24 protein-coding genes and 2 riboswitches are annotated in these 25,145 nt (G+C 38.2%); of the genes, 16 read left to right on the plus strand and 8 right to left on the minus strand.

The features are described 5' to 3' along the window. Nucleotides 1-90 precede the first annotated feature (90 nt). The 3 genes from BUB45_RS15610 (at nt 91) to BUB45_RS19960 (ending at nt 2,363) form a co-directional block, all read left to right on the plus strand. A complete protein-coding gene (locus BUB45_RS15610; RefSeq protein ID WP_073011806.1) occupies nt 91-1,221 on the plus strand; it encodes a metal ABC transporter solute-binding protein, Zn/Mn family in 1,131 nt (376 codons plus the stop codon). A 467-nt stretch (nt 1,222-1,688) separates the two neighbouring features. Next, nucleotides 1,689-1,970 carry an ATP-binding cassette domain-containing protein gene (locus tag BUB45_RS20665; protein ID WP_073011809.1) on the plus strand — a complete coding sequence of 94 codons (282 nt, stop codon included), beginning with the start codon at nt 1,689-1,691 and terminating at the stop codon, nt 1,968-1,970. A 255-nt stretch (nt 1,971-2,225) separates the two neighbouring features. After that, the gene (locus tag BUB45_RS19960) at nt 2,226-2,363 is read left to right on the plus strand and encodes a hypothetical protein (protein WP_170861770.1); all 138 of its coding nucleotides are present in this window, start codon (nt 2,226-2,228) and stop codon (nt 2,361-2,363) included. A 167-nt stretch (nt 2,364-2,530) separates the two neighbouring features. On the opposite strand, the gene BUB45_RS15620 is transcribed toward BUB45_RS19960, so the two are convergent. From BUB45_RS15620 to BUB45_RS15635, 4 genes are all read right to left on the minus strand, one after another. After that, entirely contained in the window at nt 2,531-2,740 is a 210-nt protein-coding gene (locus BUB45_RS15620) for a DUF1648 domain-containing protein (RefSeq protein ID WP_073011811.1), read from the minus strand. A gap of 20 nt (nt 2,741-2,760) precedes the next feature. Next, on the minus strand, nt 2,761-4,323 hold the full coding sequence (locus tag BUB45_RS15625; protein ID WP_073011813.1) for a hypothetical protein: 1,563 nt from the start codon (nt 4,321-4,323) through the stop codon (nt 2,761-2,763). Beyond that, nucleotides 4,320-5,030 carry an ABC transporter ATP-binding protein gene (locus BUB45_RS15630; RefSeq protein WP_073011917.1) on the minus strand — a complete coding sequence of 237 codons (711 nt, stop codon included), beginning with the start codon at nt 5,028-5,030 and terminating at the stop codon, nt 4,320-4,322. Before BUB45_RS15630 ends, BUB45_RS15625 begins: the two co-directional genes overlap by 4 nt. Nucleotides 5,031-5,196: 166 nt before the next feature. After that, nucleotides 5,197-5,802, minus strand: coding sequence for a TetR/AcrR family transcriptional regulator (locus tag BUB45_RS15635; protein ID WP_073011815.1), 606 nt, complete (start codon nt 5,800-5,802; stop codon nt 5,197-5,199). A gap of 368 nt (nt 5,803-6,170) precedes the next feature. Here BUB45_RS15635 and BUB45_RS15640 point away from each other — a divergent pair, with 368 nt between their 5' ends. Together BUB45_RS15640 and BUB45_RS15645 are read left to right on the plus strand one after the other, a co-directional pair. Continuing rightward, nucleotides 6,171-6,401: a hypothetical protein gene (locus tag BUB45_RS15640; protein ID WP_073011817.1), complete on the plus strand. Its 231-nt coding sequence runs from the start codon at nt 6,171-6,173 to the stop codon at nt 6,399-6,401. A 241-nt stretch (nt 6,402-6,642) separates the two neighbouring features. Continuing rightward, nucleotides 6,643-6,742, plus strand: a riboswitch (purine riboswitch). Nucleotides 6,743-7,425: 683 nt separating this feature from the next. Continuing rightward, complete coding sequence (locus BUB45_RS15645; RefSeq protein ID WP_073011819.1) at nt 7,426-8,760, plus strand: NCS2 family permease; 1,335 nt, start codon at nt 7,426-7,428, stop codon at nt 8,758-8,760. A gap of 193 nt (nt 8,761-8,953) precedes the next feature. Here BUB45_RS15645 and BUB45_RS15650 read toward each other — a convergent pair whose 3' ends face one another. Together BUB45_RS15650 and BUB45_RS15655 are read right to left on the minus strand one after the other, a co-directional pair. Next, nucleotides 8,954-10,630 carry a methyl-accepting chemotaxis protein gene (locus BUB45_RS15650; RefSeq protein ID WP_084723746.1) on the minus strand — a complete coding sequence of 559 codons (1,677 nt, stop codon included), beginning with the start codon at nt 10,628-10,630 and terminating at the stop codon, nt 8,954-8,956. 603 nt (nt 10,631-11,233) lie between these two features. Then, nucleotides 11,234-12,406: an MFS transporter gene (locus BUB45_RS15655; protein WP_073011821.1), complete on the minus strand. Its 1,173-nt coding sequence runs from the start codon at nt 12,404-12,406 to the stop codon at nt 11,234-11,236. A gap of 656 nt (nt 12,407-13,062) precedes the next feature. Here BUB45_RS15655 and BUB45_RS19965 point away from each other — a divergent pair. Continuing rightward, a complete protein-coding gene (locus BUB45_RS19965) occupies nt 13,063-13,230 on the plus strand; it encodes a hypothetical protein (protein ID WP_170861772.1) in 168 nt (55 codons plus the stop codon). Between the two features lie 34 nt (nt 13,231-13,264). Here BUB45_RS19965 and msrA read toward each other — a convergent pair whose 3' ends face one another. Then, nucleotides 13,265-13,792, minus strand: a complete 528-nt coding sequence (gene msrA / locus BUB45_RS15660; protein WP_073011823.1) for a peptide-methionine (S)-S-oxide reductase MsrA — start codon at nt 13,790-13,792, stop codon at nt 13,265-13,267. Nucleotides 13,793-13,887: 95 nt separating this feature from the next. Here msrA and BUB45_RS15665 point away from each other — a divergent pair, with 95 nt between their 5' ends. Then, the gene (locus BUB45_RS15665) at nt 13,888-14,550 is read left to right on the plus strand and encodes an MOSC domain-containing protein (protein ID WP_073011825.1); all 663 of its coding nucleotides are present in this window, start codon (nt 13,888-13,890) and stop codon (nt 14,548-14,550) included. Between the two features lie 211 nt (nt 14,551-14,761). On the opposite strand, the gene BUB45_RS15670 is transcribed toward BUB45_RS15665, so the two are convergent. Beyond that, nucleotides 14,762-15,196, minus strand: coding sequence for an Hsp20/alpha crystallin family protein (locus BUB45_RS15670; RefSeq protein ID WP_073011827.1), 435 nt, complete (start codon nt 15,194-15,196; stop codon nt 14,762-14,764). Nucleotides 15,197-15,766: 570 nt separating this feature from the next. Here BUB45_RS15670 and BUB45_RS15675 point away from each other — a divergent pair. The 9 genes from BUB45_RS15675 to purF all read left to right on the plus strand — a co-directional run bounded on the left by BUB45_RS15675 (nt 15,767) and on the right by purF (nt 25,029). Then, nucleotides 15,767-16,381: a DUF2179 domain-containing protein gene (locus tag BUB45_RS15675; RefSeq protein ID WP_073011922.1), complete on the plus strand. Its 615-nt coding sequence runs from the start codon at nt 15,767-15,769 to the stop codon at nt 16,379-16,381. A gap of 117 nt (nt 16,382-16,498) precedes the next feature. After that, nucleotides 16,499-16,599, plus strand: a riboswitch (purine riboswitch). Nucleotides 16,600-16,881: 282 nt separating this feature from the next. After that, on the plus strand, nt 16,882-17,367 hold the full coding sequence (gene purE / locus BUB45_RS15680; protein ID WP_073011829.1) for a 5-(carboxyamino)imidazole ribonucleotide mutase: 486 nt from the start codon (nt 16,882-16,884) through the stop codon (nt 17,365-17,367). Beyond that, the gene (purK, locus tag BUB45_RS15685) at nt 17,354-18,481 is read left to right on the plus strand and encodes a 5-(carboxyamino)imidazole ribonucleotide synthase (protein ID WP_073011841.1); all 1,128 of its coding nucleotides are present in this window, start codon (nt 17,354-17,356) and stop codon (nt 18,479-18,481) included. Before purE ends, purK begins: the two co-directional genes overlap by 14 nt. Then, nucleotides 18,482-19,777, plus strand: a complete 1,296-nt coding sequence (purB, locus tag BUB45_RS15690) for an adenylosuccinate lyase (RefSeq protein WP_073011844.1) — start codon at nt 18,482-18,484, stop codon at nt 19,775-19,777. Between the two features lie 10 nt (nt 19,778-19,787). Beyond that, nucleotides 19,788-20,501 (plus strand): phosphoribosylaminoimidazolesuccinocarboxamide synthase, encoded by a 714-nt coding sequence (gene purC / locus BUB45_RS15695; RefSeq protein ID WP_073011846.1) that lies wholly within the window; start codon nt 19,788-19,790, stop codon nt 20,499-20,501. Further along, the gene (purS, locus tag BUB45_RS15700; RefSeq protein ID WP_073011848.1) at nt 20,498-20,749 is read left to right on the plus strand and encodes a phosphoribosylformylglycinamidine synthase subunit PurS; all 252 of its coding nucleotides are present in this window, start codon (nt 20,498-20,500) and stop codon (nt 20,747-20,749) included. The genes purC and purS overlap by 4 nt, the downstream gene beginning before the upstream one ends. Next, nucleotides 20,746-21,429 carry a phosphoribosylformylglycinamidine synthase subunit PurQ gene (purQ, locus tag BUB45_RS15705; RefSeq protein ID WP_073011850.1) on the plus strand — a complete coding sequence of 228 codons (684 nt, stop codon included), beginning with the start codon at nt 20,746-20,748 and terminating at the stop codon, nt 21,427-21,429. Before purS ends, purQ begins: the two co-directional genes overlap by 4 nt. Beyond that, a complete protein-coding gene (gene purL, locus BUB45_RS15710; protein ID WP_073011853.1) occupies nt 21,413-23,641 on the plus strand; it encodes a phosphoribosylformylglycinamidine synthase subunit PurL in 2,229 nt (742 codons plus the stop codon). Before purQ ends, purL begins: the two co-directional genes overlap by 17 nt. Then, nucleotides 23,617-25,029 carry an amidophosphoribosyltransferase gene (gene purF / locus BUB45_RS15715; protein ID WP_073011925.1) on the plus strand — a complete coding sequence of 471 codons (1,413 nt, stop codon included), beginning with the start codon at nt 23,617-23,619 and terminating at the stop codon, nt 25,027-25,029. Before purL ends, purF begins: the two co-directional genes overlap by 25 nt. Nucleotides 25,030-25,145: the final 116 nt, after the last annotated feature.

A 25,145-nucleotide genomic window follows, 5' to 3' on the forward strand; every position in this document is an offset into this window, starting at 1 on the left:
GCAGTATTAAAAAATAAATCGTAATAATTACTATTTACAAATCGAAATCGTTACGATATAATCGCTAATGAATTTAAAGGAGGAGAAGAAATGTTTAAAAAGTATAAAGGTGTATTCATCCTATTTTTGCTAATTTTCGTAATAACTGCATGTTCCCAAGGCGAGGAAGCCAAAAAAAGTAAAGCAAGTGACGACTCCGAGAGTTCAGATAAAGTTATAACTTTATTTACTACCGTGTACCCTCTTCAGTATTTTGCTGAACAAATTGCAGGGGATGAAGCTATCGTTGAATCTATTTTACCGCCGGGGTCAAATCCTCATCATTATGAACCAAGCTCAAAAGAAATAGTACAAATTGCTGAAGCAGATGCTTTTATCTATAACGGGGCAGGCTTAGAACCTTATGCCAAACAAATCTCAGATACGATACAATCGGAAGACATAAAAATAGTGGAAGCTTCAAAAGGGATAAATTTTATAGAGCATGCTCACGAACATGAAGAAGATAGTCATGCTCATGATCATGAAGGTGATGTAGAAAGTGATCATGCGCATGAACATGAGGGGGAAGATGACCACACGGATGGAGACGGACATGCTGGACATGACCACGGAGATAAAGATCCGCATGTTTGGTTAGATCCAATCCGTTCTATCCAGTTAGCTGAGAAGATAAAGGATGTCCTTGTAGAACTTCAACCTGATTCTAAAGAGACATTTAATAGAAACTTTTCTGAGCTAAAAGAAAAACTTGAAAACCTAGATAAAGCGTTTCGAGACAAACTTCAGGATTTACCAGGAAAGGAGATTATTGTATCGCATGCTGCTTATGGATACTGGGAGCATTCTTATCATCTTAAGCAAATTCCTATATCTGGCTTAAGTCCAACAAATGAGCCGTCACAAAAAGAGTTGAAACATATTGTAGAAACTGCGGAGAATCATGGATTGAAATATGTGTTCTTTGAGCAGAATGTAACGCCTAAAGTAGCGGATGTTGTTCGCGAGGAAGTGAATGCGGAAGCTTTACGTATCCATAATTTATCTGTTTTAACAGAAGAAGATTTACAAAATGATGAGGATTACTTTACACTCATGCAATCTAATTTAGAGGCCTTAACAAAAGCATTATCGGATTCTACGGCAATTTCTGATGAACCTGGCAAAGTGGAAGAGAACGAACATGAGCATCACGATCATAGTCATGCTCATGATGAATAAATGTTGAAGGGAATTATTACTTGTTGAAAAAAAATAACCTTTTTTCAATCACCATGTATTTCAGTATGCTTAACTATATAAAACAAAAAGGATAAAAGCATGTAAAAGTTGTTTTATAATTTAGATTGTGTCTTTGCTCTAAATGGAAATAGAGTGTAAAATACCTTATGCAAGAGAAAGCATATCATACCGCGAACGAAAGAAATTGTCTTAAATCGTGATAGAACAATAAAAAGCAATGAATGTTATGAAGAATGTTAAATGTTAACTAGAAGCAACGTTGCTGGCATTACGCCAGCAACGTTGCTTCTTTTAACCACTATAGGAAAGAAAAAACTGTTCGATCAACAACTTTACAAACATTCACTGGTTAATTTTTTCTTCTCTTCTATTCAATTTAATAGAATTCAAACTTGGTTAGTTCAATTATTATCCAGATTCTACGGCGATGAAGTTTATGTTATATATTGCTGCTAAAGATTGCCAAAAATAGATGCCTCGAACTTTTAATATTAGTTGGTTTAGAAGATGTAAAGCATAAAAAAATTAAAAAATATTCTGGTGGAATGAAACAACGGTTAGGAATTGCCCAAGCAATGATGAATGACCCAGAAATATTGATCTTGGATGAGCCGACAGTAGGCTTGGATCCCAAGGAACGTGTGCGCTTTCGAAATTTAATTAGCTCATTCTTTCCACTCATATCGTTTCAGATGTGGATTACATTGCAGATGAAATACTTATTCTAAACGGAGGGAAACTTGAAAATCGAGGTGCTTCCTCTGAATTAGTAAATACAATTAACGGATATGTATGGGAAACGGTGGTTGAAGCAGGTCAACTTGATGAGATAGTAACAAAACATATGTTAGCAATCAAAATAATGAACACAAAGGTACCGTATTAAGAATGGTTGCAAAAGAACAGCCAACTCAACAAGCAAAACAAGTTCAACCGACATTGGAAGATTTATATTTATACTACTTCAGAGAGGATCATAGAATATGACAACGATGGTGAAGTATGAAATTGAAAAAATACTAAAAAACAAAACATTTATTGGAGCAATGGTCGTATCTTTATTTGGTACCGCATTGCATGAGCTATGTAAAGCAATTTATAATGAAGACACTGGTTTGTGACCCAGTTGAACCTGGAGATAAAATTAATCTTTGTTTTTAATCTCCATTCGTAACTAGATGTAAATTGGTAGCGGATGTAGGTGCTGTTATTATTTAGTTGGATTTCTTAACCACATCTTCTATTAGCAGTGGAAGGATACAGCACCTTATTTCATTGTAGATATATATTAATCCGTTTTTCCGTTTTCTTTTCGAAAAAACTGCCAATAAGCTGAGTAAGGAATCATCGTTCCAATGAACAAAAAATATTTATTAACGATAATATCTGCTTCTCCTTGCGCGTTAAAATGAATGGGAATTTCTTGAGGTAAAAACAAACAAATAACGAATATAACGATAAACATGCTTAGAAAAACGACAATATCTTTTAATTTCATCCTATTTCCCATCCTTTCATTTAAATATATGTTGCTTTGCAAGCTTTTTGATACATAATGGCTGAGGCGACGATCATAACAACGGCAATTCCCCATAACAGAGGTTGTAGAGGTAAGGGTAAAATCCAGTGAAGCATAATAGGTCCGACAACTGTTAACATGCTAATTAAACTAGTTATAATTACTGGTAGGCTCTGTTTTACAATGATCATCTCATTTTCCCAAGTGAAGTTCGGGTATTTTTTATTCAGAAAGAGCCCCAGTGTAATTGAAAATAGAGAAAATGCTATAGGAATAAGTAATGTGCTAATGATTTGCAATGTGTCCATTTGGACCCGGGTTGTAAAAGCTAGAATGGCAAGACAATATGCAATAGCATGCAATGTTAGATTCATAGCCAGCTTACTATTTAAAATCTTTTTAATAGATACGGGTGAACTTTGCACGATCCAAATGTTTCTCCCCTCCAAAGAAATAGCGAATGCAGCAGGACAACTTAGTGAGAGCATAGCGGATATAATTATTGGTCCATATATAGAAAGAAAGTGATGTATATTATCCATACCGATATATTTTCCTAATTGCTCGGGGGATGCAAAGATTAGAAAAATGCTGAAAACGGACAGCGATATAACACCAAGCCCAGCGTTTAGTACAGCTGTGTAAGAATGGAAAAATTGTGAGACTTCTTTTCGATAAAGCGCAACGAAAGGCGACCTATGTTTTAGCACTTTTTTCTCGTTTGACCTATATTTGGAAGATGTGCTTGCAATGTCGTTGAGTGACCTGAACTGTGCTGAAACAAATTTTATAAACAGGTAGAATACAACAGTTGATATTCCAATAAAGCTCGCCAAACGAATGGGGGCGGAAATGCTTGAATGATCTAGAAAAAAAACTGCTGGAGGATACAGTTTGGTAATTTGATTTGCAAGCATAACTCCTATATTTGTAATTCCTTCTCCCGAATGCATATTAACATTCGCCACATATACTATTAGTCCAAGGCTTATAAAGGAGAATAGAACGGCAAAAATGTTACGGTTTTTAAAAAAAGAGCCGATGTATACCATGCATAACCCAAGCAATGAAGCAATGCACATTGGAATGAAAGGAACAAAGAACAAGGAAATAACATATAGCGCAAATGGAAAAATATCAAAAGGTGTGTGTAACATCCACACAACGCCGCCAGAAGTCATAAATGCAAAAGCAACTAAGAAGTTGAGTACATACATAAAAAGGAATTTACTACTAATAATTTCACTGTGTTTGATAGGTGCTGTTAACAATAAATCTAAATCGTGACTTCCGTATAAAATCCCATTCGAACGAAGAGCGGTTAAAAATAATATGGCAAAACTTGATACAGAAACCATATAAGCAGGTATGAAAGCTTGCTTTCCTAATTCTACTAAGGCGAGCGCAGTAAACCAATTGTACGTACAGAGTAAAAACATGAGGGTTACAACACCAAATGCTAATGTGATCGCTGTCTTCTTTTTCTGTCCGGATTGTTTCATTTCATTAAGCGCTAAATAGTTAATGATTTGAATTCGGAATAGCAAATAAGTTTTACTCATATGTTTTGTACCTCCATAAAGAAAGCTTCTAATGATTGATTGCCTTTAACAGTTTCAGTAGGACCGCTTGCTATTAATTTACCATGATGAATAAGGGCAATTTTGTTACATAGTTTTTCTGCAACATCAAGAACATGCGTTGAGAAGAAGATTGCTCCACCGTTTGCTACACATTCTTGCATAACTTGTTTTAATAAGTAAGATGCTTTCGGGTCCAGTCCAATAAATGGTTCATCTAAAATGAAAAGTTTTGGTTGATGAACTAAAGCAGAAATAATGGCAGTTCGTTGCTTCATCCCGTGTGAATAGGAAGATATAGCATGGTTAAGGGCTGGCGTCATTGCAAATAAATCACTATATTTTTGAACTCGTTGTTTTCGCTTAGAAGTGGGTACGTTGTATAAATCGGCAATGAAGTTAATGTATTGATACCCAGTTAAATGTTCATATAAATTTGGATGATCAGGAATATATGCAATTTTAGATTTGCAGGTCAGCGGTTCCTTTATAATAGAATGCCCATCGATGAAGATTTCTCCCTGGTTAATATTGTGAATGCCTACTACTGCTTTAATCGTTGTCGTTTTTCCTGATCCGTTGCCTCCGATAAAACCAAAAATATCCCCTTTGTCCACTGTAAGTGTTAATTGATCAACGGCCTTCTTCTTATTTTTATAGATTTTCGTGAGATTTTTTATTTCTAAGATAGCCATAAATTTTGCTCCTCCTTATACTGACATTTTGTCAGTTGGGTTGTGAAGAATAGCCAATGGTAGGGCACCATTGGTTTTTAACACTATAGTAAAGTAACATCTTTTTTAGGGTTATTATAAGAATAACTACGGCAATAGTCATTAAGACGGGCGTTTTAGACTAAAAAATCTTTGTTTTCGCCCCTAATGTTTGCTCTAATAAATTTTTGTATGCTTCCAAGTACAGCAATTTTTTATCGTTAGGCAACGTACTTGTGTCGATGGAAACGAATACATATCCATTGATAAGAAAAGAGGCTGTTTCCTTTGGTTGGGGTACATGAAAAACCCCTTCTGACATTCCTTGCTCCATAATATGAGTTAAATAAGTTGTGAGTATCTCAGAAATTTTATGAGCAAAACGATCCATCAAATAGCGATTTTGTTCCAAATCGATGATACTTTGTAATGCAATCATATCAGCTGTTGTTTTGTCTGCCGTAATTAAAGTAGCTTGTATAAAGGAGCGAATCTTTTCAATTGCTGATGTGTCACTATAAGTGACCTTATATAATTGTCCTACCATTGGTTCTGAATATCTTTCTACTAAGTGATAAAGGATAGCTTCTTTGTCTTTGAAGTGATAGTATAGTAAACCTCTAGATATGTTAGCTTTGTCTATAATATCTTGTGTTGTCGTTTTTAAAAACCCTTTTTTCACAAAAAGATGCAATGCAGCTTCCATGATCTCTGCTTTGCGAATTTCAGGATCTTTAACATCTCGCATATTTTCACCTCTTTGGTAGTTAGTATACGGATTAACTGACAAATTGTCAATTGTGTTTTTTTGAATGATCTTTGTGCCATAGCCTGGCTTATCAGGATCAGTTTCAATTAGATAAGGAAGAACTTTAGGTTGTAACGGTGTTGCTACTAAAGTACCTTAGTAATTACTTTGCTTGGTTTCAGGCATTAGAAAGCATTCAACATCACAAAATGAAGTTATTATGAATGACTTGATGATCAGAGTGTATTTAATTAAAAATCGTAAAAATATGATATGATTAGATAAACTAAATTTGTGATGAAACATGTAACGGCATGGAATAGAATAAAGAAGATGAAAGGAATTTAAGAAAAGAGGAGGGGGAAGCGTTGGATGTATTACGCTGGGCGGGTATTGGTTTTATAATAATCGGCTTTGTTGTTCTCATGTCTATGAAAAAAGGTATGGAAAGTAAGCTCGCTTTTATAACAGCAAATAAGGAAACCGAGGAAAGTTCAACAAAAGCTCAATCCATCATTTGGTGGATAGTGAGTACGACAGTTTGGGGAGTAGTAAGTATAATTGTTATTGTTTGGTCGTTTCATAATTACTTTGGGTAACGATCGGTTTCCAATGTACGTAAACGAACGAATAAAATGAAGAAAATGATACGAAGAATTATTCACAGATATAACTTGATAACTACTAAACGCTTACCTAAGAAGGAAGAAAATCAATTTGATCTTGCAGCAAATAAATGAAAAAGAGTACATCATATTTTGTTTTATCGAACAAAAAACAAAAAAAACAAGATAATGTTCGCGTTTGGTTGACATGTGTCGGAAAAAATCGTATGATAATCCTGTGTTATTTAAATAGAGGCGTATAATTTGAGGATATGGCTCAAAGTTTCTACCAGACTGCCGTAAATAGTCTGACTACGCAAGAGATATATGTGATCACAGGATAAGCAAATGGATGGTTCTATTTGAATATCTCTGTGAATGAAACAAGCTCTTGGGTGCAGACCTGAGGGCTTTTTTCGTTTTCATGTCTATTTTATGGATATTTTATTGGATTAAAGTCAATGGAAACTTATCAAATGGATATAAGTTGCTGGCAGACTACCATTTTAAGAAATAGAAAGCTAGAAACTGAACAAGTCGTTTAAGCCCACTTTTCGTCATCTAGGAAATTATAAAATTTTGCAGCTGTAAATAAACTTACTAAGTTATTTAGCCACGTCCGGCGCAAGCGCCCAGCAACTAGGCGACTTCACTCCATTGCCTTATGATAAGTCATCATTGGTTCGTTCTAAATAGGAAGGCCGACTAAAGACGGGCTTGCCGGAGGGCACCGGCATACTCCTGTTGCAGGAGCATGTTTTCTAAAATTTTCGTTGCTTCGTTCCAGTCGCTACGTTGCTAAACGGGCGCCCCGAGCTTTTGTTCTAAGAGATCTATAGGTCGTATCCAAGAAGTACTAGCACTCAGTGGAGGATAAAATAACTTCTACTAATTCAAGACGCACTTTATGGAAAGTTCATCTAGTAGTAATAAGGTAATCAACTTAACGTATTGCGCAGTTGGCATTACTACAACAAATGCTTGCAGTACGAGCAGACAAAATGAGAGGGGAAACATCATGAAAAAGTATTTTAGATTTGACGAACTGGGTACGAATTACCGTACTGAGTTTATGGCGGGGTTAACAACCTTTCTAGCAATGGCTTATATTTTATTCGTTAATCCTTCCACATTAGCATTAGTCGGAATTGAAGATCTGCCTAGTGGAGTGACTCGTATGGATCAGGACGCTGTATTTGCCGCAACAGCAATTGCTGCAGCGATTGGTTCTTTATTTATGGGTCTGATTGCAAAATATCCGATTGCACTAGCTCCGGGAATGGGATTAAATGCATTTTTTGCTTATACAGTAGTATTAGGATATGGCATACCTTGGGAAACAGCTCTAAGTGGTGTATTGGCTTCAGGACTTATTTTTATTGTGTTAACACTAACTGGGCTACGTGAAAAAATTATTAATGCTATTCCAGCGAATTTAAAAATGGCTGTAGGTGCAGGTATTGGCTTTTTCATCGCTTTTATCGGTTTTCAAAACTCGGGTATCATTGTAGCTAATGAAGCGACATTACTTGGGTTAGGTGATTTAACTTCACCAACCGTACTTTTAGCTGTTTTTGGCTTAGTGATATCGATTATTTTAATGACGGTTGGCATTCGTGGTGGTATTTTTTACGGAATGATTATTACTGCTATCGTCGGAATGGTTGTTGGTTTAATTACTCCGCCATCAGGCGTGGATGGAATTGTAAGCAATGTTCCTAGCTTGGTACCTACCTTTGGACAAGCGTTTGTGAATTTTGGTGATATTTTTACATTGCAAATGCTGGTCGTTATTTTAACGTTCTTATTTGTTGATTTCTTTGATACGGCAGGTACATTAGTTGCCGTTGCGAACCAAGCAGGGCTTATGAAGGATAATAAGCTACCACGGGCTGGGAAAGCCTTGTTTGCTGACTCGGCAGCTACAGTAGCGGGTGCAACATTAGGCACCTCGACAACGACAGCTTATGTGGAATCAACGGCTGGTGTTGGAGCTGGTGGACGAACAGGGTTTACAGCCGTAGTTACCGCTATGTTTTTCTTACTCGCACTATTCTTTTCACCATTATTAAGTGTCGTAACAGCAGAAGTAACGGCTCCTGCATTAATCATCGTTGGTGTATTAATGTCTTCTGCATTAAAGAATATTGAATGGGATCAATTTGAAATTGCTGTTCCGGCATTTTTGATTGTCATTGCGATGCCATTGACATATAGTATCGCAACAGGGATTGCCATTGGATTTATCTTCTACCCAATTACGATGCTGTTAAAAGGGCGAGCTAAAGAAGTTCATCCTGTCATGTATTTCTTATTTGTGATATTTGTATTATATTTTATGTTCTTAAGTTAGAAAATTAGAGAAGAAAGAGAAAGTGCCTTTCCCAAGTGGAAAGGCACTTTAGCACTTTCATTTTCTACATCGATAGGAAACACGGAATGATCTGCTACCATTATGAAAATCATTACCTCAACTAAGCGCGTTTTGTAGATAACAAATCATTAAATTGTTTCAAGCTAGCAATACACCTAAAAGAATGGAAGTGTCAAATTGCTTGTTCTAGTAGTGTTAAAAGACGTAAAACTTCATCGGAAGCAGTAGCAAGTTGCTTGAAATAGCTTTTCGCTTCTGTGCGTTCTCCTTGTTCATAGCTTTGCACGGCTAACTTTGCATAATGATGTACTTGGCGATGTGGTTCCTCCAACTGCTGGAAGATAGAATTTTCTTTAAGATAGGACGGTAAATTTCCATAATACCACTCACCAAGCCGGCATGCTTGATGCGAAGCGACTTGGTTAGAATCAATTTCTTCTAAATCAAGTAGCATGTTATATACACGCCATTTCCAAAGCAAATGATCGGTTTTTGCTGCTTTTAATATATCTTTTGCGTGAAAACGAATACTATCAAAAAATGTCAGGCGATATGCATCCATCTGTTTGCTTAACTCTAAAATGATTTTAGCTGTTTCTTTGGCGACATCTTGGGTTGCATTTCCCATGTCAAACATAGCCGCGTTTCGATCAGCAATTTCGGTTACTGCTGATGTTTGTTCTTCTGTCATCGCCGCAATTTGTGAGGTGGAACCGTTAATGGCTTGTATAGCTGCTATAATATGTTTCAGTTCTTGCTCTCCAACTTGTGATTCTGACACTGTAAGTTGCATACGTGTTTCCGTGTTATCCATTTCTGTTGTAACATCGCTAGCTACTTGTTGTAGTGACTCCATATTTTGCTTAATTTGTATGGTTTGTTCTTTTGTATGTTCTGCCAGTTTGCGAACCTCTTGAGCGACGACGGAAAAACCTTTCCCATGTTCACCTGCGCGTGCAGCTTCGATACTTGCATTTAAAGCGAGTAAGTTTGTTTGCTCCGTAATATCTTCAATGACATTTACAAAAGAATGAGTTTGCTTTATTTCTTCATTTAAACTTCTTATTTGCGTGGCTACCTCTTTATAAACCTCGCCCATTTGGTTCATATCTTCAAGTGCTCCATGGATTACTTGTTTACTTTTATTTACAGAAACAACCGCTTCATCTGTTTCTTCAGCTACTTTGGTAGCATGTTCAGCTACTTCATTAACAGAAGCACTAACTTCTTCGGTAGCAGATGTTACATTGTGGCTCTCTTCGACAATACTTTCCATTTGGTTAATTAATTGCTCTGTCGAATCTAACGTCGTCACACCATGAAGTAACTCTGAAATTTGACCTAGAAAGGATTTAAATGTTTCTTCGATATGTGCTTGTACGATAAGTTGCTGATCGAAGGCAGTCAATTTTTGTATAGCGAGCGACAATGGTATGGTTTGTTTTTGTTTGCGGCGTGGTTGTTCTAGTAATAAAGAAATGATGTGATGAGTGAGTAAATGGTGGACAGCAATGTATTGTTCCACAGGTATATGTAACTGACTGAGTTGTTTACCTATTTCCATACGCGAGCGTATGTAATTATCATCCACAGTTGCTTTTAACAGTTCTTCTACATACGTTTCAACAATGGTTTCTAATTGTTGCTGTGAAATGGATTGCTTATTTTGGTTTGAAATAGATTCAAAATAATTGTAAACGACAGAAATACATTCTTGCTTATATGGTGATATGATGGGTGCGGCTTGTCTTACTAAATCTAGTGTCTCTTCTGTTATTCCCATTAGCTTTCTATGTATAGAGCTGTTTTCCAGCTGATTTGTTTTATTAGGTATCGTTTTTGTATGCAAAGCTGTTCCTCCTATTGGTAATGAAATTTTGCCACATGTTTACGTTTAGTTAGCCTCATCAATTTATTTTTGCACATAGGAAAGCATAGAAGCTTAAAGGTTTATAGTATAAGAAAAACTGCGCCTTTCGCCATAAGGACTTTGGCGACAAGCCAAGTTTTTCAAATGGAAATAGCTAATTTATGAAGCTGGTAAGCGATAACAAACTGTAAAAAATTCAATAAAATCGGGCTTTCAACCCGTGGGTATTTTTCCTCCCTCGTTCCTGGTATCTAATTGAATATGTTCTAAAGGCTGTTCAAAGTAGGTGTTATCTTCCATTTAGAATGGAGCTAACTTGTGTGGAGTAGAGTAATATTTTGGTAACATGTAGGTCTTAACAAAAATAATAGTTCTTATTACCTTAAATGTCAACAAAAAATAGACATTTAGAACTAGTAAATACGAAATAGGGTGGAGTCTAATAATGAAAACAGATTGCCATACTTTTTTTAACGAGTATGGCAATCTGTTTTGCGCTTTAGGAAGCATAAAATGGACAGGCTTATCGTATAAGAAAAACGTAACTTTCCTCATAGGCACCTGGCGATAAGCTAAGTTTTTCTAAGCTTTGTCATGTATATACGTTTCTTTTCCGTATGGAAGCAAGTGGTAAATTGTAATTAAAATGGTACCAATGAAAGCAATGATTCCCATGAAATTGTATAAGGCATTTCCACTAAAGGTATCAATCATGGCACCTCCAATTAAGGAACCAATAATCCCTGATACACCAAAGAATGTTGCAAAGAAAACAAGATGTCCCGTTGATTGTAATATTTTAGGAACAAGTCGTGATATATAGTTAAATGAAGCTAAATAGAACGTACCAAAAGTTAATCCGTGCATAAACTGTAAACTAATGATGTGCCAAGGGTTATCTGCTGCCCCATAAATAAACCAGCGAATACTATATAAAATCCCAGCAATAATAACGAATACGAGCGGGTGATATTTTCTGAACCAGTAGCCAGCGGTAGCAAAGACAAGCGCCTCGGTAAGTACGCCGACAAACCAAGCCACTCCAACTAAACCTTCACTTCCACCTAGTTGCTCAATATACAAACCAATAAAACTATCATTTGCTCGGTGCGTCACACTTAAAAACATGATGAAGAAAAGAAAAATAAGAAAAGGTTTACTCTTAATGAGCAAACTGACATCCCTTAATTTTACAGGCTCTGACGTTACGTTAACGTCCACTAGCTTAAAACTAACAATAAATGCCAATACCCCGAAAAATAAGTAAGGAATAATCATATACTGAATGCCGGCTCTTGTAAGGATTTCTCCAATAACAAGCGAAGAAGTAGCAAAACCAATTGAACCCCATAAACGTATCGTTCCGAATGAAACGCCAAGATCATGGGCTCTTCGTTGTGCAAGACTATCCCCTAGTGCCCCAATAGGCGTTACGAAAAAATAAAATATAGCTCCAACAATGAGTATTGGTAGTAGTGTATTCATTTGAAAAAAGATCACACTCATGACTAGTAAGCCGATGAGACAGACTTGAATAACACGTTTTACCGTTTTATATTTATCACTCATATATCCCCAAAACGGTTGCGCTACAATAGAAGCTAAAGGACCAACTGCTAGTACATATCCGATTTCTGTACCATCCAGTCCTTTGTATTTTAAATACAAAGGTAAATAACTAAGAATAATCGTATTCGTAGCATGGAAAGCAAATAACAACATTTTTAAAGGTGTTAACGATGGTTGATTTGACAAATATCTCTCTCCTAACTTTAGAAAAAATTGGCTTATCGCCCAGTCTTATGGCCACATAAACCCAAAAAATCATATACTTCTCTATCGTGTAAATAAAGTAAAGCTATATCCAGTAGCAGTTTACGTTCTATTACATAGAGGGAAAACAGCTTAAAAAAATGAAAAGCTACTTGTAATGACCTATCATGTAGTCAAGTGGAAGGAGAGGCTTATCCCCTCACTATTTGTTTTGCACGATAACTAACTGAATAGCGATCATCGGTATGTAGAATCGCTTGCTAACTTCAAGTTGTTTTATAGCAAAACCTTCTTGCTCTCATCTAAGAGATTGTAAAATTTACCATCTGGGGATAAATTTACTAAGTTATTTAGCCACGTCCGGCTCCAGCGCCCAGCAACTAGGCGAATTCACTCCATTGCCCTAAGCTAAGTCATCATCGGTTCGTTCTAAATAGGAAGGACTAAAGACGGGCTTACCGGCATAATCCTGTTGCAGGAGCATGATTCCTAAGACTTTCGTTGATTCGTTCCACTCTCTACGTTGCTAACCGGGCGCCCCGAGCCTTTGCTCTTACCTTATCAGGAAAAATGAACTAAACATTCCTATAGTGTAAAAAACCGACAGCAAATTTTATCTAGTAGGGTTCCAGAGGTACATGACAAGCGAATATATGAAATGCCATACAAATAGAACTTCCAAAAATGAAATAGAAAACAGGGAAGTTATCGTCGATTACTGGCTTAGCGGTATGTTAGATCGAGTGGGTGATCACACATGTGAAAATAATGAAGAACTACTAAAATGTGCTACCGTTACCGTGTGAATAGTAGGACATATTTTATCTGTTTGTTAATTGCCTATGATCTCCACACTTGGTTAATAAATGCATCCCTACCAGATTTGGCGCGATCTTCTTCGTAGGCAGCTGTATTTTTTCGATAAAAGTTTTGATGGTATGCTTCAGCTGGATAAAAAGCCGTAGCTGGCAATATTTGCGTAACAATCGGGTTAGAAAATTTTCCGCTCTCTTCAAGATGTAATTTGGAGGATTCTGCTGCTATTTTTTGGTTTTCATTATGATAAAAAATAGCAGTTCGATAGGAGTCACCTCGATCATGGAATTGTCCTCCGTCATCGGTAGGGTCAATTTGCTGCCAGTATATGTTCAATATGGTTTCATAGGATAAAACATTTGGATCGTAAATAATTTCAACTGCTTCATAGTGCCCCGTTTTGCCTTGTTTTACTTCTTCATATGTCGGGTTTTCCGTATGACCACCTGTATATCCAGAAATAACACTGTCTACGCCATTCCATTGGTCAAACGGCTTTACCATACACCAAAAGCATCCGCCAGCAAAGGTTGCTCGTTGTTTTTTCTTCATGAAAGAATCCCTCGCTTTTCATAAGGAAGTTTGCAAGTTAGTTTATTTTTATTAGAATAAAGATACTATAACATATTTTGCTAGTAGGTGACAGAATGGCAGAACCATATATTCATAAATTATTTCATAGAAAAAAACTAGATCAGCAAAATCAAGAAGAAAAGGGGTCTATGGCTTATGTAAATGAAGAGGTGAACGGTTCTATTTATGTAACAGATCAAGGGTTAACGCTGGAGAAAGACGGAGATAAAGCATTGTTTGTTTACCCGTGGAAACATTATTATGATTGGGCTGACGTCTATGAATTAGACACGATGCAAATAGGAGATATTGGGGAAAATCTATCTGTCTTAGAGATGGATGAGTACGCGGTGTCCATCGGAGATACCTATCGACTAGGGGAGGCGATCGTTCAAGTTAGCCAACCTTATTTACCATCTTGGAAGTTAGCGAGGCATTTGCAAATAGATGATTTTGCATTACAAATGCAACAAAGTGGTCGTACAGGGTGGTATTTTCGCATTCTTCAAGCAGGGAACATACAAGCAGAACAAGATATGGAATTAATTGATCGTCCCTACCCGCAATGGTCGATTGCTGCATGCAATGAGGCAATGCACAAGTTTAAAGAAGATTTACGTTTAGCAGACGATTTATTACAGTGTGACGTGCTAGGGAGTATGTGGAAAAATATGCTAAAAAAAAGATTGCGGGGCATTCCGTTACGAACTAAAAGGCGTCTATTTGGCCCTGAATAAGAGTAAGCTTGGCGGTGTTTCGTTTACAGCTTAGAAAGCTTAGCTCTTCTCGGCGGGAAAAGCGCCGTCGCTTTTCTAATCCGATCGTATCGTGTAAACAAATTGGATTTTACTATTGATACGTTCATTTGAGGCTATATATCTATAAAACCGCTAATCAGTGGGTAATGCATTCCATACTGAAAAGCGGTTTTTTCCGTAATTCGTACATTTAGGAATTTTCCAATACATGAACATGAACGCGATTTTTTCTGCTTGTTTCGGAAATAAGGCGATGCAATTGGATATAGACAAGGCCATTTTTGTAAGTTGCTTTTATTTTATCGGAACGAACGGGAAAGGGAAGGGTTATTTTTCTTTCAAATACACCGTGTAGAATTTCTTCTTTCACTACTGTTCCATAAGAATGGTCAATATCAATGGAACCTTTTAATTCCAATGTAGTATAGTCTACGTAAACATCAAGCTTTTCCAAATCACTTAGTCCGGGAACACTTGCAATACAAAATAATTCATGGTCGGTTTGATAAATGTTTATTTGTGGTATTGTAGGTTTTATAAGACCTTCAAACTCGTTCCAAAAACGATCACCGAAAAAATGATCCATATTCTTTTTCCAATCGGACATTTGCTGAAAAGGATCCATACACGTATCACCTCGTTTTATCCTGGCCATCTACGTATGTAATGGATAGCCAAATTTTTTTAGCGGATATAAGGTGCTGTAAGACTTTTGCTTCAAGAAAAGGAAGGTATAATGGAAATAGGGAAAACAGCACCTACATCTTACATCTTCCATTCATTTAGAGGCGCCTTTAGGACGTCCCCGTAGTTGCTTAACAACCTATGGGGATATGGGAGGAAACCACACCCTCACGGATGGAAGGTTCGCTTTATTTGTTACTAAATGAGTAGTAAGGGACAGTTTGCAGCCGAAAAATTTTAAGTTCAAGTCACTACATGATAGCCTATGCTGTCGTTAGTTCGATGTGCATGTCATGTTTGTAAAATACGCATGAAAATAAAAATATTTCATAAATATGAGAAATGAGGTAAGCTTAAAGAGTGAGTTGAAAAAGGGTTGATGAGCTGATATGTATACTGTTGTCAATGGATTAGTCTCATTGGCTTCAAGCAAACAGATGAGACTATAAGTATATGTAAATCATCGAACTTTGAAACATCCTCTTAAATCAAGGTATGGGAGGGCTTGATGTTGTTAAGTAATGCCATCGTTATGGTTGTTATTATTTTAGTTATTAATATCGTATACGTATCCTTATCTACTGTACGCATGATTTTAACATTAAAAGGAAGGCGTTACATTGCTGCCTTCGTTAGTATGTTTGAAATTGTTATTTATGTACTTGGTCTCGGGCTTGTGCTAGATAACTTAAATGAAATTCAAAATTTAATTGCTTATGCCATCGGTTTTGGAATAGGTGTTATTTGTGGTTCCATGATTGAAGAAAAGCTAGCGCTAGGGTATATTACCGTCAATGTGATTTCATCAAATCCAGATATCGCTTTTACGAAACAATTACGGGATAAAGGGTATGGTGTTACAAGCTGGTTTGCTTACGGGATGGAAGGTGATCGTTTATCCATGCAAATCTTAACCCCTCGTAAGTATGAGTTGAAACTCTATGAAACCATTAAACAAATTGATCCGAAAGCGTTTATCATTGCTTATGAACCGAAGCAAATACATGGCGGATTTTGGGTGAAACAAGTGCGAAAAGGTCGGTTAATGAATCCGAAAAAACGTACGGAAGAAGAGAGAAAACACCAGCAGGTAAAAGCAGATGACCAAGGAGAATTACACCAATAAAGCAAAGAATAATGTATAATCGTAAAATAATGGTAAAAACCGAACGTTGTTATTGTTTTAATAAGTAATGTTCGTTATTTTATTGACAGTAAGACAATATATTGTTATTCTTAAATCGACAATAAAACAACGGAACCTCATATAAAACTGAGAATATGGCTCAGAAGTCTCTACCCAGCACCGTAAATGACTGGACTATGAGGGAAGTAGGATCGTGCTATGCTTAACGAAGGCACGTCTGTTTCCATATATATTGAAACAGATTTATTCTCTTCTCTTATAACTATGAGAGTAGAAATAAATCTGTTTTTTGTTTTACATTATAGGGGAGTATACACTCTCTAACGTTTTGCAGGATAACAAAAATGGTTGCTGTCGATAAAGACTTGGTAACGGTTTTTAGGAAATTAGTTGACGCAAAGATCATTACATGTAATTGGTTTATGTTATTTATTCAAGGAATTATCGCATAAGAAATTAGAAACAAGGTGGTTGAAATCATGATAGGGGTAATTATGGGCAGTATTTCTGATTGGGAAACGATGAAGTATGCTTGTGATGTATTAGATCAACTGCAACTTCCATATGAAAAGGAAATTATGTCCGCTCATCGGACACCAGACGATATGTTTACTTATGCCAAGTCAGCTAGGGAGCGAGGGATCAAAGTAATTATTGCTGGTGCTGGGGGTGCAGCTCATTTACCAGGAATGGTAGCATCACAAACGAATTTGCCTGTCATCGGAGTTCCGGTTCAGAGCAAAGCGTTACAAGGGCTTGATTCGCTTTTATCGATTGTACAAATGCCAGGTGGTGTTCCGACAGCAACGGTTGCGATTGGAAAAGCTGGAGCGAAAAATGCAGGGATACTTGCAGCACAAATGATAGGTGCGTTTGATGACAAAGTAGCTAATAGATTGGAAGATTTTCGCAATGAGATGAAGCAGGCTGTTGCAGAAATGAGGGATGAACTTGCAAAAAAGTAACCTTATCTTACCTCCAAAAACGATTGGAATTATTGGTGGCGGACAACTTGGTCGCATGATGGCGTTGGCAGCTAAATATATGGGATATCGTATTGCAGTGCTTGACCCAACTGCTGACTGTCCGACAGCGCAGGTTGCTGATCATTCGATTGTTGCCCACTATGATGATATGGATGCAATTAAAGAATTAGCGAATGTATCAGATGTTGTTACGTACGAGTTTGAAAATGTGAATTTACAAGCAGCGGCTTTTTTAGAACAACAAGATAAACTCCCGCAAGGCGCTTATGCCTTAGAAGTGACGCAAAATCGCGAAAAAGAAAAAACAGTGATGCGCGAGCTTGATTTACCAGTAGCTGATTTTGTTGTTGTGAGAAACGGAGAGGAATGTTTACGAGCGTTACAAGATTTCTCCTTTCCTGTAGTGATTAAAACGTGTAGTGGGGGATATGATGGCAAAGGTCAGTTAAAAATAGAGGATGAATCAGACATTGATACAGCTTGTCAGTTTGCTGATAAGTACCGACATTGTATTATAGAGCAGTGGGTACGTTTTGATAAAGAGATATCCGTCATTTTTACACGTTCGCATGCTGGGGAAATTACTTTTTTCCCTATTGCAGAAAATGAACATCGCCAGCATATTTTATACCAGACATCTGTACCAGCTACGGTTTCGACAGAAGTAGAGAAGCTTGCGATCCAGGCGGTAGAAAAGCTAGCGCATCATATGCATATCGTTGGAACCTTTGCGGTGGAACTATTTGTTCAAGGTGATTCTATTTATATGAACGAATTGGCACCACGACCACATAATTCGGGACATTATACGATAGAAGCATGCAATGTTTCCCAATTTATGCAACATATTCGTGCGATTTGTGGTATGCCGTTACTAGAAGTAAACCTTCTACAATCTGCTATCATGGTCAATGTTTTAGGGCAAGATCTAGAGCATGTTATGCAGTGCTTACCGAAAGCAACAGCAGGCTTTGTTCATTTGTATGGAAAAGAAGCAGCGAAAGCCCAACGGAAAATGGGGCATATTACTTTTACTAGCGATACGCTACAGAACGTACACCAGCAAATGAAGACATTTTGGGAGGCAAAATAGATGATAGAACGTTATACAAGAGAAGAAATGGGAGCTATTTGGACGGAAGAAAATAAATTTAAAGCATGGTTAGAAGTTGAACTATTAGCGTGTGAAGCATGGAGTGAATTAGGTGTAATCCCAAAACAGGATGTGCAACAATTACGTGCGAAAGCATCGTTTGATATGGACCGCATTTATGACATAGAACAAGAAACTCGCCACGATGTTGTTGCTTTTACAAGAGCAGTATCCGAAACATTAGGAACCGAGAAGAAATGGGTGCACTACGGCTTAACCTCTACCGACGTTGTCGATACGGCACTATCGTACTTAGTGAAGCAAGCAAATACGATTATTCGTCAAGATTTACATGCGTTTATTGAAATTTTGCAACAAAAAGCGATCGAACATAAACATACGGTTATGATGGGAAGAACGCACGGTGTTCATGCGGAGCCGACAACTTTTGGATTAAAACTAGCACTTTGGTACGAAGAAATGAAACGAAATTTGGAACGATTTGAAGCAGCAGCAACTTCCATCGAATTTGGTAAATTGTCTGGAGCTGTAGGTACATATGCAAATATTGATCCATATGTGGAACAGTATGTATGTAAAAAATTAGGTTTAGCGCCTGCACCTGTGTCTACACAGACATTGCAGCGAGACCGTCATGCTGCTTATATCGCTACATTGGCTTTAATTGCTACATCCATTGAAAAGTTTGCAACAGAAATTCGTGGTTTACAAAAAACGGAAACACGAGAAGTAGAGGAGCGTTTTGCAAAAGGTCAAAAAGGTTCTTCCGCAATGCCGCATAAGCGAAACCCGATCGGTTCAGAAAATATGACTGGTATGGCAAGAGTGCTTCGTGGATATGTGACAACAGCTTATGAAAATGTTGCATTGTGGCATGAACGAGATATTTCCCACTCTTCTGCGGAAAGAGTTATTTTACCAGACGCGACCATTGCACTTAACTATATGCTCAACCGCTTTAGTACTATCGTAAAGAATTTAACGGTGTTCCCTGAAAACATGAAGCGTAACATCGACAAAACGCATGGCGTTATATTTTCACAGCGTGTATTACTTACTTTAATTGACAAAGGAATGAGTCGAGAAGCTGCTTACGATACGGTACAGCCAAAAGCGATGCAAGCATGGGAGACAGGAACACATTTTAAGCAGCTCGTTCAGGAAGACAAAACAATTACGGCGCATTTATCACAAGCTGAGATAGAGAATTGCTTTGATTATACGTACCATTTAAAGAATGTGGATCAAATCTTTGAAAAAATTGGCTTAGCGTGAGGTGGATAACATGAAGGGTGCCTTACTTTATGAAGGGAAGGCAAAGCAAGTATATGAAGCAAAAGATGCAACTGGAAAGCTCATCCTTTCCTATAAAAATGACGCAACGGCATTTAATGGTGAAAAAAAATCAGTATTTCCAGGTAAAGGTCGCTTGAACAACGAAATAGCAGCACATATTTTCTCTATGCTACAGGATCAAGGAGTAAAGACACATTTCATCGAGCGTTTAAATGAAACAGAACAGCTCGTTTGGCAAACGGAAATTATTCCGCTTGAGGTTGTCGTTCGTAATGTTGCCGCTGGCAGCATTACGAAGCGCCTTGGGATTGAAGAAAAAACGGTCTTGGAACCGCCAATTGTGGAATTGTTTTATAAAGATGATGCGCTAGGTGATCCGTTAATTAATGATGAGCATGCATTACTCGTTGCGTCTATTACACAAGCTGAATTGCAGGAAATTAAAACAAAAGCGCTAGCGATTAACATCCATTTGCAGCATATTTTTCAAGCTATTCGTATTCAATTAGTGGATTTTAAGTTAGAATTTGGCAGGCTCGCATGTGGCTCCATCGTGCTTGCAGATGAAGTTTCCCCAGATACGTGTAGACTTTGGGATGTCGCAACATTTGAAAAATTGGATAAAGATGTCTTTCGTCAAGGAACGGGTGACCTGCTCACTGTTTATGAAGAAATATTAAACCGACTGGAGGAGCAAAAATGAAAAAAGTAAAGGTGCATATTACGCTTAAAGAAGGGGTGCTGGACCCACAAGGAAAAGCTATTCAACAATCTTTACATGCGTTAGGTTACGAAGAAGTAGAGGAAGCGCGAGTGGGGAAAATGATTGAGCTACAAGTAGAGGAAGGACCTCATATAGAAGCTCGTATTAAAGAAATGTGCGATAAATTATTAGCGAATCCGGTCATTGAAAATTATCAAGTTACGTTGGAGGAGGCTGTTCAGTCGTGAAATTTGCTGTCATCGCCTTTCCTGGTTCAAACTGCGATCGAGATATGTACAGGGCAGTAGCAAACGTTTTAGGAGCAGATGCCGACCTATTATGGTATGAAACTGCTAATCTAGATAACTATGATGCCATTCTTCTTCCTGGCGGCTTTTCTTATGGAGACTACTTACGTACAGGGGCAATTGCAGCAACGTCAAATGTGATGCAACAAGTGAAAAAACACGCCGCAAAAGGTAAGCCTGTACTAGGTGTTTGTAACGGTTTTCAAATTTTAACAGAATCTGAGTTGCTTCCGGGGGCATTATTGCGCAATAAAAATCTTTCGTTTATGTGTCATCAAGAAGTGCTAACGGTAAAGAACAATCAAACGATGTTTACAACGGCATATAATGAAGGAGAAACAATTCAATTACCCATTGCGCACGGGGAAGGAAATTATTACTGTGATGAAGCGACATTGCAAGAATTAATAGAACATAAGCAAATTGTGTTTACCTATCAAAATAATCCCAATGGCTCTATAGAGAATATTGCTGGAATTGTAAATAGAGAAGGGAATGTTCTTGGAATGATGCCGCACCCAGAGCGTGCTGTGGAACAATTGTTAGGCAGTGCGGATGGCTTACGTTTATTTCAGTCATTGATTCATAATTGGAGGGAAACTTATGTTGCAAACGCATGAAATAAGCCCAGAGCAAATTGAAAATGAAGCGCTTTATAAAGAAATGGGTTTAAATGATGAAGAATACAAGATGGTGAAGCATATTTTACAGCGCAGACCGAATTATACGGAAACAGGGATTTTTTCCGTCATGTGGTCCGAGCATTGTAGCTATAAATCGTCTAAACCATTATTGAAAAAGTTCCCAACGAAAGCCCCGCATGTGTTGCAAGGTCCTGGAGAGGGGGCAGGGATTATTGATATTGGCGATGAGCAGGCTGTTGTTTTTAAAGTTGAAAGTCATAATCACCCGTCTGCAGTCGAACCGTATCAGGGTGCGGCAACAGGCGTTGGTGGCATTATTCGTGATGTCTTCTCTATGGGCGCACGTCCGATTGCTCTCTTGAATTCGCTGCGGTTTGGTCCATTAACAAATGAACGGACGAAATACTTATTTTCCGGTGTTGTTGACGGTATCGCAGGATATGGGAATTGTGTCGGTGTTCCAACAGTTGGTGGGGAAGTGCAATTTGATGACTGTTATCAGGAGAATCCATTAGTAAATGCCATGTGTGTCGGTTTAATAAAGCATGACGATATTCAAAAAGGGGTTGCCGCTGGTGTGGGGAATACGGTCCTTTATGCTGGAGCGCCAACAGGTCGGGATGGTATTCATGGTGCGACATTTGCCTCCGATGATTTGGCAGAGGATTCCTTAAAAGATCGTCCTGCAGTACAAGTTGGCGATCCATTTATGGAAAAATTACTGATTGAAGCATGTTTAGAAGTAATCCAGTCAGATGCGCTCGTAGGCATGCAAGATATGGGTGCTGCTGGTTTAACCTCTTCTGCTAGTGAAATGGCTAGTAAAGCTGGGACAGGTTTGGAGATGAATTTAGATCATGTACCACAAAGAGAAGCAAATATGACAGCGTATGAACTAATGCTTTCTGAATCACAAGAACGGATGTTGCTCGTGGTTAAAAAAGGACGTGAACAGGAAATTATCGAAGTATTCCGAAAGTATGGCTTGCAGGCAGTAGCAGTTGGTGAAGTCATTGAGGAAAAGACCTTTCGTATTTTCCAACATGGCAAATTGATGGCTGATATTCCAGTTGACGCATTAGCGGAAGAAGCTCCAGTGTATCATTTACCTGCTAAAGAAGCTGCTTATTTCCAAGCTTTTCAACAAATGAAGCAAGAAGTGCCAGTTGTTAAAGATCATGCACACATGTTCAAGCAACTGTTACAGCAACCGACGATCGCTTCTAAAGAATGGGTTTATGATCAGTATGATTCTATGGTGCAAACAAATACAGTCGTTACACCAGGTTCTGATGCAGCGGTAGTGCGTATTCAAGGTACGAATAAATCGTTAGCAATGACAACGGATTGTAATTCTCGATACATTTATTTAGATCCTGAAACAGGTGGAAAAATTGCCGTTGCAGAAGCGGCTCGTAACATTATTTGTTCAGGTGCTAAGCCACTCGGGTTAACAGATGGATTGAACTTTGGCAACCCAACGAATCCTGAAGTGTTTTGGCAAATGGAAAAAAGCGTGGAAGGCATGGTAGCTGCTAGTGAAACGTTAGCTACACCTGTAATTAGTGGAAATGTATCCTTGTATAACCAGTCAGGCGGAAAGGCGATTTTTCCGACTCCTGTGGTAGGGATGGTTGGGCTACATGAATCACTGGATCATATTACGTCGAGTTTCTTTCAACAAGCAGGAGATCGTATTTATGTTATTGGAGAAACGGCGTGCGATTTTGGGGGTAGTGAGCTACAGCGACTTATGCAAGGAAAGTATGCAGGAAAAGCACCGCAAATAAACTTAGACGTCGAGAAAAAACGGCAAGATCAGCTATTAACAGCAATCCAACAAGGGGTCGTATCATCAGCACATGACGTTGCTGAAGGTGGTTTGGCGGTCGCTTTAGCGGAAAGCCTGTTTGCTGAGCATACATTGGGGGCAACTGTACAGTTATCTGGTGACCCGACAGTGATGTTATTTAGTGAAACACAGTCTCGATTTCTTGTAACTGTTCCAGAAAACAAACAAGAAAATTTTGTGCATATCGTGGAAGATGCCGTTGAGATTGGGAAAGTTACAACGGATAAGCATCTTACGATTTCTATCAATGAGCAGGAATATGTGTCTGAATCTGTTGCTTTATTACAAGCACAATGGAAAGGAGCCATTCCATGCATGCTGAAGACAAAGGCATAAGGGAAGAATGTGGCGTGTTCGGTATCTGGGGGCATGAAAAAGCGGCAGAACTGACGTATTACGGGTTACATTCCATGCAACATCGTGGTCAAGAAGGTGCTGGTATCGTTGTCAGTGATGGACAGCAATTAAAAGTGCATAAAGATGTCGGATTAGTGAATGATGTTTTTAAGCATGCAGATTTTTCAATGTTACAAGGTGATGTAGCGATTGGACATGTCCGTTATTCGACACAAGGTGCTAAAACGTTAGAGAATGTGCAACCCTTATTGTTCCATTCCCAAAAAGGGAGTATGGCGCTTGCACATAATGGCAATCTAATGAATGCCTATGCTTTGCGAGCAGAATTAGAAGAAGAAGGAAGCATATTGCAAACTTCATCCGATACAGAAGTATTGGCACATTTAATCAAACGTAATGGGAACCAAGTGTCGAAGGTTTCCATTACAGAAGCATTAAATCAAGTACAAGGTGCCTATGCCTATTTAATTTTGACGGAAAAGCAGCTGTTTGTTGCGCTAGACCCGCACGGGATTCGCCCATTATCGATTGGTAGATTAGGAGATGCCTATGTCGTTGCTTCGGAAACATGCGCATTCGGGCAGATTGGCGCCACATTTGAACGGGAAGTATTACCAGGTGAGCTCATTACGATTGACGATCATGGCATCACGTCGACACGATTTGCTATGCGAGAACAACGAAAAATGTGTGCCATGGAATATGTGTATTTATCCCGACCAGATAGCGATGTAAATTTAGTAAATGTGCATGCGTCAAGGAAAAACATGGGTATGGAGCTTGCCAAAGAAGCTCCGGCAGATGCAGATATCGTTGTTGGCGTGCCTGACTCTAGTACATCAGCTGCGATTGGTTACGCTGAGGAAAGTGGGCTTCCATATGAGATGGGGATTATTAAAAACCGTTATGTTGGTAGAACTTTTATTCAACCTTCCCAAGAATTACGAGAGCAAGGGGTGAAGCTTAAGCTATCCCCAGTTCGAAGTATCATTGAAGGAAAGCGAGTCGTTATGATTGATGATTCCATCGTCCGTGGCACAACGAGTAAGCGGATTGTGCATATGTTAAAAGACGCTGGTGCAAAAGAAGTGCATGTGCGAATTGCTTCCCCGTCTATTCAACATCCTTGCTACTACGGGATTGACATGTCGACAAGAAAAGAGTTAATTGCAGCAAATTATGAACAAGATAAAATAAGAGAAATCATTGGCGGAGATAGTCTAGCGTATTTGTCAGAGGCAGGTATGGAAAAAGCAATCTTAAAAGATAAGACGATCCATCAAGGCGTTTGTACAGCGTGTATGACTGGTAAATATCCGCTCTCCATGGAATCGGACAAACAAGTGTCTCCTTTTATTTTCCTATAGGAAAGTATAGGTTTAAAGGTTTATAGGATAAGAAAAAAGATAGCCTCCGTCATGAAATAATCTAGGTTAGAGTGAAGGCTTATGCAGCATTAACTTTAGATGATAGAAAAGGAGAA

The organism is Virgibacillus chiguensis, assembly GCF_900129865.1.
Taxonomy (GTDB): domain Bacteria; phylum Bacillota; class Bacilli; order Bacillales; family Amphibacillaceae; genus Virgibacillus; species Virgibacillus chiguensis.

What these genes read in the sequence shown, in the direction of transcription:
- purE (WP_073011829.1), top strand. Translation starts at nt 16,882, where the DNA reads ATGATAGGGGTAATTATGGGCAGTATTTCTGATTGGGAAACGATGAAG.
- purL (WP_073011853.1), top strand. Translation starts at nt 21,413, where the DNA reads ATGTTGCAAACGCATGAAATAAGCCCAGAGCAAATTGAAAATGAAGCG.
- purB (WP_073011844.1), top strand. Translation starts at nt 18,482, where the DNA reads ATGATAGAACGTTATACAAGAGAAGAAATGGGAGCTATTTGGACGGAA.
- BUB45_RS15620 (WP_073011811.1), bottom strand. Translation starts at nt 2,740, where the DNA reads ATGAAATTAAAAGATATTGTCGTTTTTCTAAGCATGTTTATCGTTATA.
- BUB45_RS15635 (WP_073011815.1), bottom strand. Translation starts at nt 5,802, where the DNA reads ATGCGAGATGTTAAAGATCCTGAAATTCGCAAAGCAGAGATCATGGAA.
- purC (WP_073011846.1), top strand. Translation starts at nt 19,788, where the DNA reads ATGAAGGGTGCCTTACTTTATGAAGGGAAGGCAAAGCAAGTATATGAA.
- BUB45_RS15625 (WP_073011813.1), bottom strand. Translation starts at nt 4,323, where the DNA reads ATGAGTAAAACTTATTTGCTATTCCGAATTCAAATCATTAACTATTTA.
- BUB45_RS19965 (WP_170861772.1), top strand. Translation starts at nt 13,063, where the DNA reads ATGACAAGCGAATATATGAAATGCCATACAAATAGAACTTCCAAAAAT.
- msrA (WP_073011823.1), bottom strand. Translation starts at nt 13,792, where the DNA reads ATGAAGAAAAAACAACGAGCAACCTTTGCTGGCGGATGCTTTTGGTGT.
- BUB45_RS19960 (WP_170861770.1), top strand. Translation starts at nt 2,226, where the DNA reads ATGACAACGATGGTGAAGTATGAAATTGAAAAAATACTAAAAAACAAA.
- BUB45_RS15645 (WP_073011819.1), top strand. Translation starts at nt 7,426, where the DNA reads ATGAAAAAGTATTTTAGATTTGACGAACTGGGTACGAATTACCGTACT.
- purF (WP_073011925.1), top strand. Translation starts at nt 23,617, where the DNA reads ATGCATGCTGAAGACAAAGGCATAAGGGAAGAATGTGGCGTGTTCGGT.
- BUB45_RS15665 (WP_073011825.1), top strand. Translation starts at nt 13,888, where the DNA reads ATGGCAGAACCATATATTCATAAATTATTTCATAGAAAAAAACTAGAT.
- purS (WP_073011848.1), top strand. Translation starts at nt 20,498, where the DNA reads ATGAAAAAAGTAAAGGTGCATATTACGCTTAAAGAAGGGGTGCTGGAC.
- BUB45_RS15670 (WP_073011827.1), bottom strand. Translation starts at nt 15,196, where the DNA reads ATGGATCCTTTTCAGCAAATGTCCGATTGGAAAAAGAATATGGATCAT.
- BUB45_RS15610 (WP_073011806.1), top strand. Translation starts at nt 91, where the DNA reads ATGTTTAAAAAGTATAAAGGTGTATTCATCCTATTTTTGCTAATTTTC.